This is a genomic window from Bacillus sp. URHA0034 (assembly GCF_056280405.1).
The window spans coordinates 5141675-5159224 of the sequence record NZ_JBWCDK010000002.1 but is presented as its reverse complement, the minus strand read 5'-3'; the positions used below and the strand labels follow the sequence as shown (position 1 = coordinate 5159224).

Annotated in this window: 18 protein-coding genes; 3 read left to right on the top strand and 15 right to left on the bottom strand. The window is 38.8% G+C overall.

Translation table 11 applies throughout. From position 1 onward, the window contains the following. Positions 1-59: 59 nt before the first annotated feature. Positions 60-1253 carry a glucose-1-phosphate adenylyltransferase gene (locus ACZ9EE_RS27095; protein ID WP_476031672.1) on the bottom strand — a complete coding sequence of 398 codons (1194 nt, stop codon included), beginning with the start codon at positions 1251-1253 and terminating at the stop codon, positions 60-62. Positions 1254-1722: 469 nt separating this feature from the next. Between ACZ9EE_RS27095 and ACZ9EE_RS27090 the strand changes: the two genes are divergently transcribed. Then, on the top strand, positions 1723-2700 hold the full coding sequence (locus tag ACZ9EE_RS27090; RefSeq protein ID WP_476031671.1) for a ring-cleaving dioxygenase: 978 nt from the start codon (positions 1723-1725) through the stop codon (positions 2698-2700). Positions 2701-2854: 154 nt separating this feature from the next. Here ACZ9EE_RS27090 and ACZ9EE_RS27085 read toward each other — a convergent pair whose 3' ends face one another. The 10 genes from ACZ9EE_RS27085 to ACZ9EE_RS27040 all read right to left on the bottom strand — a co-directional run bounded on the left by ACZ9EE_RS27085 (position 2855) and on the right by ACZ9EE_RS27040 (position 13365). After that, complete coding sequence (locus ACZ9EE_RS27085) at positions 2855-4447, bottom strand: long-chain-fatty-acid--CoA ligase (RefSeq protein WP_476031670.1); 1593 nt, start codon at positions 4445-4447, stop codon at positions 2855-2857. A 187-nt stretch (positions 4448-4634) separates the two neighbouring features. After that, positions 4635-5339, bottom strand: a complete 705-nt coding sequence (gene chbG, locus ACZ9EE_RS27080) for a chitin disaccharide deacetylase (protein WP_476031669.1) — start codon at positions 5337-5339, stop codon at positions 4635-4637. Between the two features lie 118 nt (positions 5340-5457). Next, positions 5458-6795 (bottom strand): 6-phospho-beta-glucosidase, encoded by a 1338-nt coding sequence (locus tag ACZ9EE_RS27075; protein ID WP_476031668.1) that lies wholly within the window; start codon positions 6793-6795, stop codon positions 5458-5460. 12 nt (positions 6796-6807) lie between these two features. Further along, complete coding sequence (locus ACZ9EE_RS27070) at positions 6808-7128, bottom strand: PTS sugar transporter subunit IIA (RefSeq protein WP_476031667.1); 321 nt, start codon at positions 7126-7128, stop codon at positions 6808-6810. An 18-nt stretch (positions 7129-7146) separates the two neighbouring features. Then, positions 7147-8481, bottom strand: coding sequence for a PTS sugar transporter subunit IIC (locus tag ACZ9EE_RS27065; protein ID WP_476031666.1), 1335 nt, complete (start codon positions 8479-8481; stop codon positions 7147-7149). Positions 8482-8487: 6 nt separating this feature from the next. Next, a complete protein-coding gene (locus ACZ9EE_RS27060) occupies positions 8488-8796 on the bottom strand; it encodes a lactose/cellobiose PTS transporter subunit IIB (protein ID WP_476031665.1) in 309 nt (102 codons plus the stop codon). A gap of 46 nt (positions 8797-8842) precedes the next feature. Further along, complete coding sequence (locus ACZ9EE_RS27055; RefSeq protein ID WP_476033116.1) at positions 8843-9169, bottom strand: PTS sugar transporter subunit IIB; 327 nt, start codon at positions 9167-9169, stop codon at positions 8843-8845. 152 nt (positions 9170-9321) lie between these two features. After that, positions 9322-11247, bottom strand: coding sequence for a BglG family transcription antiterminator (locus tag ACZ9EE_RS27050; protein WP_476031664.1), 1926 nt, complete (start codon positions 11245-11247; stop codon positions 9322-9324). Positions 11248-11485: 238 nt separating this feature from the next. Then, entirely contained in the window at positions 11486-12436 is a 951-nt protein-coding gene (locus ACZ9EE_RS27045; RefSeq protein WP_476031663.1) for an alpha/beta hydrolase, read from the bottom strand. A 176-nt stretch (positions 12437-12612) separates the two neighbouring features. Further along, positions 12613-13365 carry a GTP cyclohydrolase II gene (locus ACZ9EE_RS27040; protein ID WP_476031662.1) on the bottom strand — a complete coding sequence of 251 codons (753 nt, stop codon included), beginning with the start codon at positions 13363-13365 and terminating at the stop codon, positions 12613-12615. Positions 13366-13631: 266 nt separating this feature from the next. Here ACZ9EE_RS27040 and ACZ9EE_RS27035 point away from each other — a divergent pair, with 266 nt between their 5' ends. After that, on the top strand, positions 13632-13934 hold the full coding sequence (locus ACZ9EE_RS27035) for a hypothetical protein (protein ID WP_476031661.1): 303 nt from the start codon (positions 13632-13634) through the stop codon (positions 13932-13934). A 67-nt stretch (positions 13935-14001) separates the two neighbouring features. Here the strand turns inward: ACZ9EE_RS27035 and ACZ9EE_RS27030 are convergent, their stop codons facing one another. After that, on the bottom strand, positions 14002-14724 hold the full coding sequence (locus tag ACZ9EE_RS27030) for a DsbA family oxidoreductase (protein ID WP_476031660.1): 723 nt from the start codon (positions 14722-14724) through the stop codon (positions 14002-14004). 232 nt (positions 14725-14956) lie between these two features. Here ACZ9EE_RS27030 and ACZ9EE_RS27025 point away from each other — a divergent pair, with 232 nt between their 5' ends. Continuing rightward, the gene (locus ACZ9EE_RS27025; RefSeq protein ID WP_476031659.1) at positions 14957-15673 is read left to right on the top strand and encodes a hypothetical protein; all 717 of its coding nucleotides are present in this window, start codon (positions 14957-14959) and stop codon (positions 15671-15673) included. Positions 15674-15826: 153 nt separating this feature from the next. Here ACZ9EE_RS27025 and ACZ9EE_RS27020 read toward each other — a convergent pair whose 3' ends face one another. The 3 genes from ACZ9EE_RS27020 to ACZ9EE_RS27010 form a co-directional block, all read right to left on the bottom strand. Further along, complete coding sequence (locus ACZ9EE_RS27020) at positions 15827-16360, bottom strand: CBS domain-containing protein (RefSeq protein ID WP_476031658.1); 534 nt, start codon at positions 16358-16360, stop codon at positions 15827-15829. Between the two features lie 199 nt (positions 16361-16559). Continuing rightward, positions 16560-16988: a TIM barrel protein gene (locus tag ACZ9EE_RS27015; protein ID WP_476033115.1), complete on the bottom strand. Its 429-nt coding sequence runs from the start codon at positions 16986-16988 to the stop codon at positions 16560-16562. Between the two features lie 15 nt (positions 16989-17003). Further along, positions 17004-17399 carry a hypothetical protein gene (locus tag ACZ9EE_RS27010; RefSeq protein ID WP_476031657.1) on the bottom strand — a complete coding sequence of 132 codons (396 nt, stop codon included), beginning with the start codon at positions 17397-17399 and terminating at the stop codon, positions 17004-17006. Positions 17400-17550: the final 151 nt, after the last annotated feature.

Here is a 17550-nt window from a genome sequence, read left to right as displayed (position 1 = left end):
TTCAATTTTGATAAAATATAAAGGGATGTGAAGCTTGGATTCACATCCCTTTATCTCGTTTAAGACACAACTGAAATCACCTTGTTTTTACTAGGAAAATCATACAGGGCTGGGTTAATGATTTCATTATGACCCACTACCATTAAATGGGCATCCGCATCCTTAGAAACAATAATAACCCCATCCATAATTTCTGTTTGGCTCCCCACCACAGCATTTTCAATCCAAACATTTTCTCCAATAATCGTTTGCGGAAGGATAACTGCATTTTTAATCCGCGCCCCTTTTCCTACTTTAACACCGCTAAATAAAACTGAATTTTCAATTGTTCCATATATTTCACAGCCGTCGCTTACGATGCTTTGATGCAACTTCGCACATACATCAAAGTATAAAGGCGGTTCATCATAATGGGCAGTCTGAATTTTCCATTCAGGGTTTTGCAGAAAGATATTTTTTTCACCTGATAATAAATCCAAGTTTGCTTCCCAATAACTATGAACTGTTCCTACATCCTTCCAATAATCATGATAATAATACGCATAAAGCTGCAAGTGATCACTTAGCATCGAAGGAATAATATCCTTGCCAAAATCCCGATTGCTAAATTCTTTTAGTTCCTCTTGCAGCAAATATTCTTTTAATAACGACCATTTAAAAATATAGATACCCATAGATGCTAGGTTAGATGTCGGGTTTTTAGGCTTTTCTTCAAAACTGGTTATTTTATATGTCAACGGATCCATTTTCATCAGCCCAAAACGATTAGCTTCTGCCCACGGAACTTCAACTACTGCTATCGTACAATCTGCGTTTGACTCCAAATGCTGCCCCAGCATAAGTGAATAATCCATTTTGTAGATTTGATCGCCCGACACAACGAGAACATGTTCTGGATTAAATTGTTCAATAAATTCAATGTTTTGAAAAACAGCATGTGCGGTTCCTTCATACCATTCTACACCGGTATCACTTCGCTGATAGGGCGGAAGAATGGTCAAACCTCCATAAAGGTTGTAATGATTCCCATAACTACAACGGCCAAGATGAGCATGCAGCTCGAATGGTCTATATTGTGTCAAAATCCCAACTGTTTCTATCCCGGAATTCCTGCAATTACTTAAAGCAAAATCAATTATACGGTACTTACCACCAAAAGGCACGGCAGGTTTCACTAGTGTTTTGGTAAGCAGATTTAGTCTTGTTCCTTTTCCACCAGCCAACAGTAAAGCAATCCACTTTTGTTTTTTCATCGTCTACCTCCTGCTCTTGAATTTTTTCAAATTTTAGTTCGGATAAGCTAATTTTCATTCTTCTTATACTTCTATTATCTCCGATTTTTTCCATTTTTCCGTTGAAGCTGTTACAGCTTTGTGAAGAGGTCAGGCTTTTTTATCGACAGAAAAAGAGCGGTACCACAAGAAACTGACTAGTATTGTCAGATTTTAAAGATTACAAAATATGCCTCTCTGTTAAATCGAGGTAAAAGGGTGTTTATCCCTATAATAAAATCCGTTTAACTTCATCATTACTTAACATAAAGGACATCCCCCTGTCCTTAATAAAATCATTTATTTGACAAACCCTTTTTTCAATGATATATTTATCTCAAATTAAAGATAATTAGTTTTGAGATAAATACTCATGATAATCCAAAACCGAATAGAGTGGATTATCCCTAGAAGTGAATAATAATATAAATTGAAAAGGAGCGTTTATAAGATGAACCATTTAAAAGGTATTCACCATGTAACAGCGATTACGAGCAGTGCCGAAAAAAATTATCAATTTTTCACTTATATTTTAGGAATGCGCCTTGTAAAGAAAACGGTCAACCAAGACGATATTCAAACCTACCACCTATTTTTTGCCGATGATCAGGGAAGTCCAGGAACTGATATGACCTTTTTCGATTTTCCGGGTATTCCAAAAGGTAAACATGGTACGAATGAGATTTACAAAACATCCTTCCGGGTACCAAGTGATGCTGCACTAGAATATTGGGTTAAACGATTTGATCGTTTAGAAGTCAATCATACTGGCATTAAAGAACAATTTGGGAAAAAGACATTGTCATTCGTTGATTTCGATGATCAACACTATCAATTAATTTCTGATGAGATGAATGAAGGAGTTGCTCCTGGTACTCCCTGGCAAAAAGGACCTATTCCATTGGAATATGCGATTACAGGACTTGGACCTATTTTTGTACGGGTAGGTAACTTTGATTATTTTAAAGAAATGATGGAAAAAGTCCTTATGTTCAAGGAAATAGCCCATGAAGGTTCATTTCATCTATTTGAAGTTGGTGAAGGCGGCAATGGAGCGCAGGTCGTGGTTGAATATAACGCGATTCTTCCACCAGCACAGCAAGGTTTCGGGACTGTTCATCATGCAGCTTTCCGAGTAGAGGACCGGTCTGTATTAGATGAATGGATTAATCGAATGGAAGGTTTTGGTTTCCAAACTTCCGGTTTTGTCGACCGTTTCTTCTTTGCTTCCTTATATGTTCGTGTTGCTCCGCAAATTCTATTCGAATTTGCCACTGACGGTCCAGGATTTATGGGGGATGAACCTTATGAAACGCTTGGAGAAAAGCTTTCTTTACCTCCATTCCTTGAACCAAAGCGTGAACAAATTGAAAGTTATGTCCGCCCTATTGATACAGTAAGAAGCACGATAGATTTCATTAAGGAATAAATCAAAAAAGAAGGTGTCCCAAAAGTATAACTTTTAGGGACATCTCCTTTTTTACTCCATTAAATTAGTCTTTTGATTTCCGCTTCAATCACCAGAATATAAAAAATTTTTTCATCAGCCACCTATTGGATCAGCCTCTTTAAAGTAAATCCTCTTAATTTACCTTCTTAGGGCCCTTCCAGTATATTTCACGGAGACGATATTTTTGTAATTTACCTGTCGCTGTTTTTGGTAACGCTTCCACGAATTCCACTGCTTTAGGTGCTTTAAAGTGGGCCATGCTGGCTCGGCAGAACTGAATAATTTCCTCTTCAGTTATCGCAGCTGCAGGTTTTAGAACAATAATGGCCTTTGGCACTTCTCCCCATTTTCCATCTGGGATGGCAATTACCGCCGCTTCTAAAACTGCTGGATGCTTATACAACACACCTTCTACTTCTGTTGAAGAAATATTCTCCCCGCCAGAAATAATCAAATCCTTAGCACGGTCTTGGATTTCAATGTAACCATCTGGATGTGTCACTGCCAAATCCCCGGTATGGAACCAGCCATCTCTTATTGCTGCAGCTGTATTTTGCAGGTCTTTGTAATAGCCTGACATGACGACATTACCGCGGGTGACAATTTCACCTAGCTCTCTTCCATTCCAGGCCACTTCTTCTCCGTCCTGACGAACGACCTTTGTTTCCCCATTAAAGGCAAGTTCAATCCCTTGTCTTGCTTTAATCGCTGCCTGGTCATCAGCAGATTTTGTATCAAACTCTTGTTTCCACTCACAGTAAAGAATAAATGGGGACGTTTCTGTCAAGCCGTAAACATGTATCATCTTCAGTCCCAGTATCTCCTGCGCTTTTTGAATCAGGGCCGCTGCTGGTGGTGCACCGGCTGTCGCCATGCGTGGATGGGTTTTCACTTTTATATCCTTCGACTTTGGATCGTTTACCAACATATTGACAACGGTTGGTGCACCGCAAAGTAAGGAAATCTTCTTGGTTTCAAACAGATTAAGGATTAATGGGGGATCTACCTTACGCAAGCAGACATGGGTTCCACCTGCAGCGGTAATGGCCCAAACCCCTCCCCAGCCATTCGCGTGAAACATTGGCAATGTATGAAGATAAATATCATCATTATTTACACCCAAATGATACATGAAATTAGCCGCATTCAAATAATTACTACGATGAGTAAGCATCACTCCCTTCGGATTAGAAGTGGTCCCACTAGTATAATTTAATGTAAGCAACTGATTCTCATCAATTTCAACCGCAGGATAATCGGCTTTTCCTACGGCATGCTGAAGAAAATCCTCATAGTCTATTCCATTTAAAGTCGTATCTTGTCCAGGAACACGCACGATAATTATTTGATCCAAAGCTAGTTTTTCAACTATTTCCTCAATTGGGTTAGTAAACTCCTCATCGACGATTAACATCTTCGCATCACTGTGCTTGATAATATACTCTATATCTTTGGCTGATAAGCGGTAATTCAAAGGGACCATTACCGCACCAAGCTGGCCAATCCCGTAAAAACATTCCAACATGTAATGGGTGTTTGGCAGCATAACAGCTACATGCTCCCCTTCCCGTATACCAGCATGATGCAGAGCCGTTGAAAGCTGGTCGACACGTTGTCCAAATTCTGCGTATGTAAATTCATTCTCGCCATCAATAACTGCTGTCTTTTTCGGATAATACTTGATTGCTCTGCGTTTCCAATCAAGTGGCGTAAGTGGTGAAAACATGTTATCCACTCCTTCTAATTTTTTGAAAATTCATATAATAATTTCACCAATATTCCAAAAATATCCTTTAATTATTTAAAAATATTATCGAACATATAAAAAATTGAACTAGTCAACTCATATTGTGGTAATTAATGAAAACGTAAAAAAATACACTTTCAAATGAAAGTGCAGCAATCAATGAGACTTATAGCAACGCAAGATTATTTGGAAGAGATACATTGGTTAAAATGCAAGTTTCTTTTGCTCTCATGACATTATAAGATGAACCGTTCAATACTTCGTTATCCAAGTAGGCAGGGTGGCACATGATTTCCACGGTTTGTCCATCCTTCACCCTAGCTCCCAAATGAGTGAAATAATCTTCATGAACAGTTTCTCCGTAAAAATCTGCGAAGAATAAATCTGTAAATGGTTTTATACCATCAAGTTCCTGATCCGTTTTTCTGACAGGTAAATTATATTTTTCAGAAAGTCCTCTAACTACAGAATAAAATTCCGGCATCCCATGTACATGGTGGTGGCTGTCAAAATGGGTAGGGACCAATCCAGATGCAAGGAACTTTTCGATTTGTGCGGTCCATTCGCGTTCTAAATCTTTTAATATAATATCTTTATTTTCGATTATTCGATTTTGCTTTTTAAAGTTGCCGTTTTCATCAACAAGACTTGGGACATCCGGTAATAGTGGTTTCCCACATGTTAATACTAAATGGATCCCCACCATTAATGAAGGATTATCCGTTGCCAAATCAATGGCATGATCCGTCCCTGGCATGTTCATCATCATGGTCGCAGAATTGACAATACCTCTTTTATGTGCGTCAATTATACCGAAATTTACTCCTCTGGAAAAACCAAAGTCGTCAGCATTTACGATAAGCTTTATCATATTAACCTCCTAAAAGAACAGGCAGCTTTTTTGCTACCTGTTAGTTAGTTCATCAAAATGTATTTTTCTTATTTTAGCTTTCTTTTCTTAATGTCTTTTCGACATATTTTTAAGTTTATTATGATTCAACCGTTGCTTCTTTTCTAAAAAATTGTGGTAAATATTCCTTGTGCGCATCCAGCATTTCATCAAGGATTAGTTTAGCTACTCGATCGTTTGCCACAAGAGGGTTGATGGTCATCGCCATTAATGCCGTACCATAATCACCTGAGACAGCCGCATCAATTGAAACCCGTTCAAACGATTTAATTTGCTGGACTAATCCACGCACAGGGATTGGAAGATCACCCATAGTGATGGGTTTTGGACCATCCTTGGTAATGACACAGCTGACTTCGACTGCTGAGTCATTTGGAATGCTTGCAATTGCTCCATTATTCATCGTATTAACAGGCTGAATATCTCGTTTGTCTGTATACATGGAATGGATCAAGCGAACAGCAGCATCGCTATAGTACGCTCCTCCCCTTTTCTCAAGCTGTGGTGGTTTAATGGCTAGGTTTGGATCTTTGTAGAGTTCAAATAAATCATTTTCAAGCTGCTTAACAACTTCAGCACGGGTTCCGTCCTTCTTAGCGTTCTCTACCTCTTTTGCTACCATATCACTAGCCTTATAGTAATAGTTGTGATAAGGACATGGGAAAACATTTAATGCTTTTAAGAATTCCGGCTCCCATCCCATCGCATGAATATTTTGCATCGTAACCGTCTTTTCAGGATCCGTGATCAAGTCAATGACTCGATCTTTAACACTTACCCCATCTACAAAAACATCTAGTCCGTAAACCATGTGGTTAAGCCCGGCGAAGTCGATACGAACACGGCTATGTTCGACATCCAATAACTTGGCAACACCCATTTCCATACCAATGGGAACGTTACATAAACCAACCACTTTTTTAATATTGCTGTAACGGAGCACTGCTTCTGTTACCATACCTGCAGGATTCGTAAAATTAATCAACCAGGCATCAGAACATAGCTCTTCCATTTCACGGCAAATATCTAATATTACTGGAATGGTACGAAGGGCTTTAAATAATCCCCCAGGACCATTTGTTTCCTGTCCAAGCACACCATATTTCAGAGGAATCCTTTCGTCCTTAGCTCGTGCATCCAATAAGCCGACACGAAACTGTGTCGTAACAAAGTCTGCATCTTTTAAGGCTTCTCTGCGATCAAGGGTCAAGTGGATATCAATTGGAACTCCAGCCTTTTCAACCATTCTTTTGGCAAGGCTGCCGACAATCTCAAGCTTTTCCTTTCCTGCCTCAACATCCACCAGCCAAATTTCACGGACAGGTAATTCTGGAAAATATTTTATAAAGCCTTCAATTAGTTCAGGAGTATAACTAGACCCTCCGCCAATCGTTGCAATTTTCAATCCTTTTTCCAATTCAATACACCTCTATTTACTGATAATTTCTCTCCTCAACTCGATGATTTCAATGGCCATGTCCTTTACGGTCATCGCTGTCATCAAATGATCTTGGGCATGGACAAGTAAGATAGGAATATCATACTTGTCGCCACCCGCTTCACTTTGAATTAATTGTGTTTGGAACCTATGAGCTTGTAATAACTCATTTTCTGATTCCTGAATTTTTTGTTCGGCCTGCTTATAATCTTTGTTTCTAGCATCCTGTAAAGCTTCCATTGCAAAGCTTCTCGCATTGCCGCTGTGTAAGATTAGTTGAAAGGAAATGGAGTAAAGCTCCTCTTTATTCATAATATTAGCTCCTTCTCCTTACATGTTTAATGTCTGGGATGAAATATTTTCTTGGCTTTTTAACTTTTTATTCTCAATACGTTCTACCGCAAATACAAAAGGAAGGTAAATGCAGATTGAGATTCCAAGATTTATAATGGATAGTACGGCGCCTGAAATGTGTCCGCCCGTTGCTAAGAAGCCGTTTATTCCTACTGGTGTAACCCATGGGATATTAGCAACAACAGGATGGACAAGTCCTGAACTGATGGCAAGATAAGAAATAGTGGTCAAGATTACAGGTGTTGCAATAAAAGGAATTAACCAGATTGGGTTTAAGACAATTGGTACACCAAAAATTACTGGTTCGTTAATCTGGAAGATAGCCGGCGGCATACCTAGTGCAACCATTTGCTTTTGCCGTCTCCGCGCAACCAAAAGCATGGAAATCAATAATCCAATAGTTGCCCCGGAACCACCAAGATTTACAAATGCGTCATAAAAATTACCTGCTAAAACATGGTACTGATGATAATCCGTTACACCCTTTGCATATAAGTTGATATTGTCAGTTCCTAGTTTTTGAAGCAATGGTGCTTTAATTCCGTCAAGAATATTGTCACCATGGATACCAATTGACCAGAATAAATGAATTAATAAAGTAATAAGGATAGCAAATGGTAATGAATCTGCAGCAGCACTTAAAGGTGCAACAAGTACTTTTCCTAACCAATCGTTAAAGTAAACATCATGTGTTAAATGGCGGAAGATTACGCCGAATAGGCCAATAATGAAAATGGTAAGCATACCAGGAATCAATTTTGCAAATGATCGTGCAACCGCTGGTGGAACACCATCAGGGAGTTTAATCTCCATCTTTTTAATTCTCGATAATCTTACAAATAGTTCCGTTGCAGCTAGTGATACAATAATTCCTGTAAATAAGGCTGTAGCTCCGAAATAATTTGTATTAATTAAGCCCCAAACTGGTTCTTTGACCCCTTCAACCGAGGCAGTCTGTGGGATTAGGATGAAGAATGCAGCGCCAGCAACAAACATTGCTTCAAAACCGTCATCTTCGTAAGATTTAGCTAAGCGGTAGGCAATTCCGAATACAGCAAATACGGAAAGGAAAGCCATGGTCCCCCACCAAATATCACCGCCCAGTACAGTCCAGTTTTTCCCGAAAATTGCCTCCATCATAGTTCCCCAAGGTTTAAAAATGCCACCGATGTTATTAAATAAGACAGCAAATGATCCTACCATCGTAATCGCAAGCATTCCAACCAATGTATCACGTATCGCTAATAAGTGCCGATTGTTTCCGAATTTCATTGCAGATGGCAATATATATTTTTCAATAAAATTCATCATTATGCGTTATGCCCCCTTAATTAGACCGATTGCTTGCTTTAAAACCTCTTCCCCATTGCATAAGCCGTAATGCATTGGATTAATAGCGTCGACTGGCAATCCTTTTTCTTCTCCAAGCTTTTTCATTTTTGCAAGTAGGTAACGGACTTGCGGACCTAACAATAATACATCCGCTTTATCTAAATGGTTATTAACTTCGTTTGCTCCAACAGCCCAAATGGTGCTCTCAATACCTGCTGATTTTGCATAAGCCTCCATTTTCGTCACTAGTAAACTTGTAGACATTCCTGCAGCACAACATAATAGAATATTCATAATATTACCTCCAACAATTTTTTTAAGTCTTTATTTATTTCTTTATTCAATGTCCTGCTTTTTCTAGATTTTTTTGAACCAATTCTTCAGCAAAGCGTAAGATTGCCTCCCCATTACATCTTCCATAATCTGTTTGTTCCATGACGGCAACAGGAATCCCATAAACATCTGCAATTTTTTGAAATTTAGTGAGTATATACCTAAGCTGCGGGCCAATCAGGACAACATCAAAATCTTTTATATTATGTTCAGCACTATCCTGATCCATTGCCTTTACATAATCATTTTTCCCTTCTTTTAAAGCCACTGTCTGTACACTTCGGGCAATAAGACTAGTGGACATGCCTCCTGCACAGCATAGTAGAATATTTATCCTTCCTCACCCCTTAGAAAAATTGTTTAATTATTGAATCCATTAATAGTTAATTTGTTTAATGGAATACCTTAATCTTAATGTGAAACCGCTTACAACTAAACACAAAAAATTTCCGCGATAAGGCGGAAATTTTTGTGACAAGTTTTTAATTATTCCTTCAATTTTTCCAAAAACACTTCCGTTGTTCCTGCTTGAACCAGTTTATTGACTTTATCCCGATCATTCAGTACTCCATAAAGAAAATCATATAGGTGCTGCAAGTCTTCTTTGTTGTTTTGTCTGACACTGAACAAGCATACTAACTGAACGGACTCTGTTCCCCATATAATGGGTTTTTTTAGTGTACAAAAGGACACAAACGTTTGTGTACTTACATTTTTAAGCGGATGTGGAATGGCAACTAAGTTACCATAGGCGGTTGGCGAAAAGTCCTCTCTCTTTCTAACTTCCTGTTCAAATTGGTTATCAGCTAGTCCCAATTCAACAATTTTGCTGCTTAAGAATGCAATAACTTCCTCTCTTGTTGATAGGGTGCTTTGCAGAAATAATAGTTCCCTTTTTAAGATGGAACCCAGTTCAGGAAGGTTGTTGTTATGAAAAAAAGTCTTCTGAATTCTTTCGAAATCAGGAGCCCCTAAAATATGGTTTACCACTATTACCGGGATGGATGACCCCAGATCTGCTGAAATAGTTGATATGATAAAATCTATATTTTTTGGGAGCCGATACTTTTTCCATTCATAGTATCCAATCGTATCAACCACTTCTATTAAACTGCCAAAAAAGTCTCTTATCTTAAATTTTAATAAAAGTGCGCTTCCTTTGCCGGTCCCGCATACGATTATGCATCGCTTAGGATCCCTAGTTCCATTTTTTCTTTCGATAGCCGTCTGTAAATGAATGGCAATGTAACCCGTCTCATCCTTATTTATGTTTAAATTAAATTCTTTTTCCAAGACAGACACCGCTGTGACTGCTGCTTCAAATGCTAGAGGAAAATGTGTAAGGATATCCTGTATTAACGGATTTTTCACTCTCAACCCTAACAGTAAACGTGTTACCGCCTGAAAAAGATGTACCTTCAAATTGTTTTGTAATTCTTGATCACCTCTAACATCTACCCCCATCTCCTGATAGACATGGTCTAGCATTTCGGTGATTAATCCCTTTGCTTTTTCCTCATCAAGAAATACCCAGCCATCCGAAGATGACCTGTTACCGATTAGATGGATGGTTAAGTAAAGTTTTTCACCTTCTGAGAAATCAATATTAAATAATGTGGAAATACAAGCAATCAGCTGATTGATAATCTGGAACTCATCAGAGGTACGGATTTTATCACTAGGCAAATGGAGCTCTTGAATCTCCATTCCCATTTGAATCCTTTTTACACTAACTAACAAATGAATGATAACGTTTTCAAACCCTTGGTCGGTAACAGCTATTCCTGCTGTTGACAGCACTTTTGAAACTATATCCTCTATGATTTCAATTTCATTTGCGGAAAAATGGGCATGTAAAAAAGATGCACAATCCAAAAGAGGTTTTTCACCACTTCTATGAAAAAAGTAATCTGATATGCAGGCTCGCCGCTGTAATTCTTCTCCCATTACGATTAATCCGTAGTTCGGTCGTATCGTTAAGGAGAGATCATATGCACGAAGGCGTTCTTTTACCTCTCGTAAAATATTCGTTAAACTGGACTTGCTAATAAAAAGTTCATCAGCTAGGTCCTCTGCTTTTACATATTCATTTGTCATTAGCAGCTTTTGTATCAGATAATTAACACGTTCTTCATTCTCCTGAGGAACAGTTAATCCAGTTGATCCATAATCCCCAAGCTGATTTCTGAATTCTGAAAAGGATTCTTCATCAAAAATATTTAATTGGTAGCCATTCCGTGTTGATAAAACAGATGCACCAACAGATTCTAGATATTCATTAAGCGCTTTCAAATCACTTCTTAATGTTCTAGTTGAAACTCCAATCATTTGAGCAAGTTCTTCACCCTTTATGCTTTCTGATTCCATTAAAAGTTTTTTCAAAATATCTGTCTGCCTTAGGTGTAAATACATTTTCTGAAACCTCCCCTATTATCTCAGGGTAATGTGGAAATAGGACTATTTTTTTATTATTATATTAATAGTATCTCGATACTATTAGTTTGTCCATACCGCGGTTAGATCGCTTAAGGTTTATACTCAAATCGCCCGTGTATTCTTGGATCATACTTAGATAATTTATTAAATGCCCCCTTGTCCGTACTCTAAATAAAAAAACATATGCAGTAAGCATATGTATCAAATGAAGGCTCTATAAAGTTGGGCTTTTTAATTGATAAAATACTTCTTTTAAGGCCTGCCCTGATTTTTCAAGAGCGGTCTTTCCAAGTCCTATAACAGAGGCCATGCTCATAAAACCATGAATAGTTCCATCGTAACGGACCAATTCTACCTTCACACAAGCCTCTTCCAGCTTCTTCGCATAAAGTTCTCCTTCGTCTCGAAGCGGATCGTATTCGGCTGTAATGACGAGAGCTGGTGGAAGACCGTTGAAATTTTCATAAAAAATCGGTGCTAAGAGCGGATTACCTTTGTCCTCTTCTTCCCCGTTCGAATAACAGTCAAGGAACCATTCCATCGTCCCTCTAGTTAAAAAATAAGCTTCTGCATTTTCAAGCATCGATGGAGTTGGATCACCCCAAATGTTTGTTGCAGGATAAAGAAGTAATTGGAAACAAATTGCCGGCTTCTGCTTATCCTTAGCCAAATTTGAGATAACGGCAGCAAGATTACCTCCTGCACTATCCCCGCCGACAGCAATTCTCCTTGGGTCCACTTGAAACTCAGCCGCATGGTCAGACACATATTCTACTGCTGCGTAGCAATCATAAACGGCAGCTGGGAATTTATGCTCAGGTGCTAACCGATAATCAACAGAAATCGTTACACAATTTGCCTGATTTGTTAATGCTCTGCAGATATTATCATGTGAGTCAATATTGCCGACCACCCATCCCCCGCCGTGGTAATAAATAAGTGCTGGGTAAGTTGTTTGAACCTCTTTTGGATAATAGATTCGAACAGAAATTTCACCGTCTGGACCTGGGATTTTCCGGTTTTCCACTTTTCCTACAGGCTCGATCTCCCCCTGGGGAAGCTGAAATGCCTTCCTGGCTAGCTCAGGTGTTAACGTTTCTAATGGCGGCGTACCTAAAGAAGCTAAGTAATCAAGTAACATTTTCGTTTGAGGATCAAGAGACATCTGTTTTCCCTCTTTCACGTGGAATAATCTTACATTTATTACTTCGCTATTAAGTTTAAATCTCCTTCTACCTTTAGCAACCGCTTTCACTTTTTTTCACTACTAATAAGAGCTAATCTCTATTCAAAGATTAGCCCTGCCATCGTCATATTTTATGTCATTCTCTTGATAGACCTTTAGTCATTACAACAAGTGCCTTCTTCGTTTAAATGACCAGACTTATTGATTTTGGTCTTCAAATACTTCTCGTTGTATTCTGAAATATCTCCCCATAGCGGTTCCCTCCCCGAAACCTCTAGACCAGCATTCTTTAATGCTTTAAGCTTTTTAGGATTGTTGGTGATTAATGAAACTGGTTTAGAACGTAATGCTTTGAGGACCAGAATAGCATCTCCATAATTTCTGGAGTCATCAACGAAGCCAAGTGCCTCATTGGCCTCAACTGTGTCATAGCCGTTCTCTTGCAGAATATAAGCCATGGCCTTGCTAAAAAGGCCAATTCCTCTTCCTTCATGGTTGGCTAAGTAAAATAATGCCCCCGTTCCATGGTCGGATATCATTTTCATGGATTGCTTTAATTGGAAACCACAATCACAGCGCTTACTCCCAAAAATATCTCCTGTATGGCAAATCGAATGAAAGCGGATAATCGCATCGTCTCCATATTCGAAATCCCCATAGGCTAAAACACTCGATTGCTGGAATTCCGCTAAATTAACCGATGATAATTTATCAATAATTCTTTGAAAATCCTCTGTTACTTCATCACAATTTAGCCAGCAATACCATTTAAAAATAACAGTTTCTCCATACAAATTTACAGGCAGACGGATAGGGCCTACTAAATAAATAGCCCCTTTATCTGTTTTAATTAATTGAATTTTGTCTTCCAAAACAGAAATCACTTTAGCATCGAGAGTTTGCTTCAAAATTTAAGCACTCCTTTTAAGCATAGTGTTTAACCACAGCTCCACAGTCATTCTTGAAAGGTTTATCCAAAAAGTGGCAATAGTGAAAATGGTGTCAGGCACCGATTCCACTATTGTCACCTATTTTTCCGCTCTTTAGGCTTCTGTCCTAAGCATGGACAGTCTTTGAAACGTAATGTGGTAAAAGAAGAGTGGGTCAGGCGGGCAAGTTTTCTTATTTTAAATTATCGTACTCTCTTTTCTAGCTTGTAAGGAGGTGCAATAAAATGAGTGAATTTTCATCAGAAGAAAGCGAAAATACATCAGGAGAAGTTAGACGATGGGGCTTTGGTGACTTTATGTTTGGGTCCCATCTTCATCACCATGAATCCTCATCCAGTGATAGTAGCTCAGGGGATCAAAGTTCTTCCGAATCCCCATCCGGTACCAAAACGAATTCATCTAGAGTACATCCAGGAAACTGCGTAAAATCAAAATGGCAGGACTCTAAACACGGCGATACACAAACGAAAATCTGCTGGGCTAATGGAAACATGTGGGAATATCGAAAGAGAAGAAGACCTAGATGAGGTGTAACCAATAAAAAAGGGAAAGGATATAATGAACCTTTCCCGTTTTTATATTGATAAGTCCCATTTATTCTTTTTCAGGAATAATACAGTTCCCATCTGCACAACTGACATCCTGCTCAGTGGAAAGATCCTGAAAAATCGATTTAGGTGCTTCTTCCTCCCAAACCTTTTGCAGGGCACCCTTAAACGTCTCAAGCGGCTGTGCACCCGATATTGCGTACTTTGAATTAATGATAAAATACGGTACTCCGCCAATCTGATATTGCTGCGCTATTGACTCATCAGCACGAACTTCATTAGCAAACATCGTTTTATCCTGAAGGACATTTAACACTTCTTGTCGGTTCAGCCCTGAGGCTTCCGCAAGGTCTGCTAATGTATCAAAATCCCCAATATTCTTTCCATCTGTGAAGTAAGCTTGTAACAATTTTTCAGATACTGCGTCTGCTTTTCCTTTAGTTTTAGCAAATTTTGCTAGGCGATGCGCATCAAAGGTATTGGTAGGCTTCATTTCATCAAATTGATACGATAAACCTACCGTCGCCGCCTGTTGTCCAACATTCTGATTAGCTTGTTTTGCCTGTTCAACGCTCATGCGATACTTTTTGGCAAGTACGTCGTGAATGCTTTCCCCATTGTATGATGGTGAATTTGGGTCAAGTTCAAATGCTTTAAATTCTACTTCTACCTGATCTTTATGTGGAAATTGATCTAACGCCAGTTCTAAACGGCGTTTCCCAATATAACAAAACGGACATACATAATCAGACCAAACTTCAATTTTCATGTCTACACCTCGATTTTCTTTGGTTACGTACATCGTATCATAAACAGGGTAAAAGCCAATACAAAGTGCTCAACCTTGTGGATCATGAATTATGGCCTAATTTCCAATAGACCTTTTTTTGGACTAGTCGGCAATCAGAACGTACAATCCTCAGTAAAAGGGAAAAATTAAACATAAATAGCGAATAGTTGGCAATAATAACCTCGATAACCTTGAGAGGATGGGATGTTTGATGTCGTTAGAATGGTTTGACAGAGTATGTGCTGAATTGCAAGATCACCTAGAGTCTATTTGTGAAGAATATGATCAAGTTGGTCAAATGACAATTGAAAGAGCTGCCAAACATCCAAGGATTGAGTTCTTTGTGGATACAGCAGACGTGGACACAGAAGAACTTGACCGTGAATATTTCTGCTCCCTTTTTTTTGATCCGCAGAATGAAGAGTTTTACGTCGATAGCTTCGATGTGGACAGTGGACACACGGCGAAAATCATCCTTTCAGATATTGAGGAGATTATCGATGAAGTGCATGCTAGTCTCCATGACTACATCAATGGTGAAGACCATTATACCGATGATGGGGTCTATCTTCAGTCAGAGGAAGAATTTGATGAAGAAGACTGCGAGGCCGCTGAAGACGACATCGACGAAGAATATTATGAAGCAGAACAAGTTAATGAAGATGATATTTTTGAAGAAATTGATGTTGACTGGTCCACACCGGAAGTGACTGCTTTCAAGCACGAAGACGAAGTGGAAGTAACCTACCAGTTTGGAGTTGTCCAGGAAACAGGTGATGGTGTGTTAAAACGGATTAACCGGATATGGACGACTGAAGATGAATTGATCAAAGACGAATCCCATTTTATTTTTAGCAAAGAAGAAGCCTCCACCATTATCGCAATGATTGCCAGTCATATGGATCAATTAAGCGAGTTTGACTTTTAATTAACGATATCTATAACGCATGGAGTCCCCATGCGTTTTTTATCGTCCAAACTAATAAAGCTTATCTCGTAACTCTAGTCAATCGTATAATCGATTTGAATTAAATCCCACGCTGTGATGATCCCCAACGGAACTTCATCCATTTTTCCGTTTTCAGTAATAATCACACCCTCGATTTTCCGTTTTCTTTTGGGCTTTTTCAAAAATATTTTCTATTTCAAAGATATTTATATCTTTCGCGACAATCTCAATTGAATTCTCCTTTTCGAATTCCATGATGTCTGAAACGATAATATGGGAAAGGTTCACCATGCCATTTTCCATATTTTGTGCCATCCATTTCATGATGGTTCCAGCAGTCAACAGGCCGATACATTGTTTATTATGGTAGATTGAAAATTTTGAATAACCGTACTCCTTAATCGTCTCTGTCACCTTTAAGATGCTGTCCTGATGCTCAAAGTAAACCACCTTTTTTGTGGCAATGCTCATGGCGTAATTTGGCTGGCTTAAAACATTGGCTATTTTTTCAATATGGTGTACAACCTTGGCATTGGGCTCAGCAATATAAAAGCCCACCTCCAACTTCTCATGGACAATGGCATTTCTCAGCCTTGCATATTGCTCTAAGTCTTTTTTAAACGTATAGATAATTTGATATTTTTTTGCCCCGACCTTCACTAACACTACGAATCTCTCATCATTTATTTGAACTATATCCCTTAAGGCTTCATGAACCTGATTGCAAGGCTACCTCAAAACGCTCCGACAAAAGTTGTCCCTGCTTTTTAATTATATTCCCATTCTCCCATACTCTAGTGCTTCTTTAATTTATATACCCGTTCATTTTATAGTAAATTCAACACTCAAAATTTTCAAGAAACTTCTAATCCCATTTTTGCGTAAGCATTTCGATCTCTTCTTTGTGGCTAACTCCCTCATCGTCAGGTGTCTCTAAGATCAGCGGGATTCCTGACAATATAGGTGACTTAACAAATTCTCTCAACTGATCCGCGATAATATAGCCATTACGGCTGTTAAAAATATTGGCATGACGATCCTTTTTGGAACCAGTTGGATACTTGGAATTATTCAAGTGAATTACCTTTAATTGTTCCCAATATCCTAGGACCTTGCCTTTTTCAATTAACGCCTCCGTATTTTCCCCATTCCAAAGGCCACTTGCAAACGCATGACAAGTGTCCAGGCAAAAACCGACCTTTTCAGGATAATCACATAAATTTCGAATTTGCACGAGTTCTTCAAGGGTTGTTCCAAGTGCCCCCTTAGTCCCTGCATTATTTTCTAAGAGAATCAGAGAGCTTCCGTTCTACTGGCTTAGTACACTGTTGAGTATTTTTAACATCAAATGATAACTGGCGAGCGGATCTGCTTTACTAATTTGACTGCCATAATGAACAACTACCCCGATTGAGCCACAGGCATCTGTAATTTCTAAATCATTAAGAAGAGAGGCAATCGTTAACTCTTGTTTGTCTATTGCTGGAGTTAAGCTGGTAGAATAGGGAGTGTGGGCCACGGAATAAAGCTGATGTTCAAGACAAAAATCGTTGCAGCTTTTCGCATCTTCTCGATCGAACTCCTTGATTGATAGGCTTCTTGGGTTTTTCGGAAAATATTGAAAAGCAGATGCCTGATTTGCAACTGTTCTTTTTGCTGCACCTGTATATCCATTTCTAATGCTGACATGACTACCGATTATCATGGGATCATCCCTTCTCATCGCACCAATTTGATAGTGGTTATTTTTTGTAGCCGCAGCTATTTCTATACTACAGTAAGGTTCTTACTTTCCGAAGAAAGTAAGAACCTTAAATCACCTTTTCTCCTATCTATATGATAAAAAGTTTTCCTGT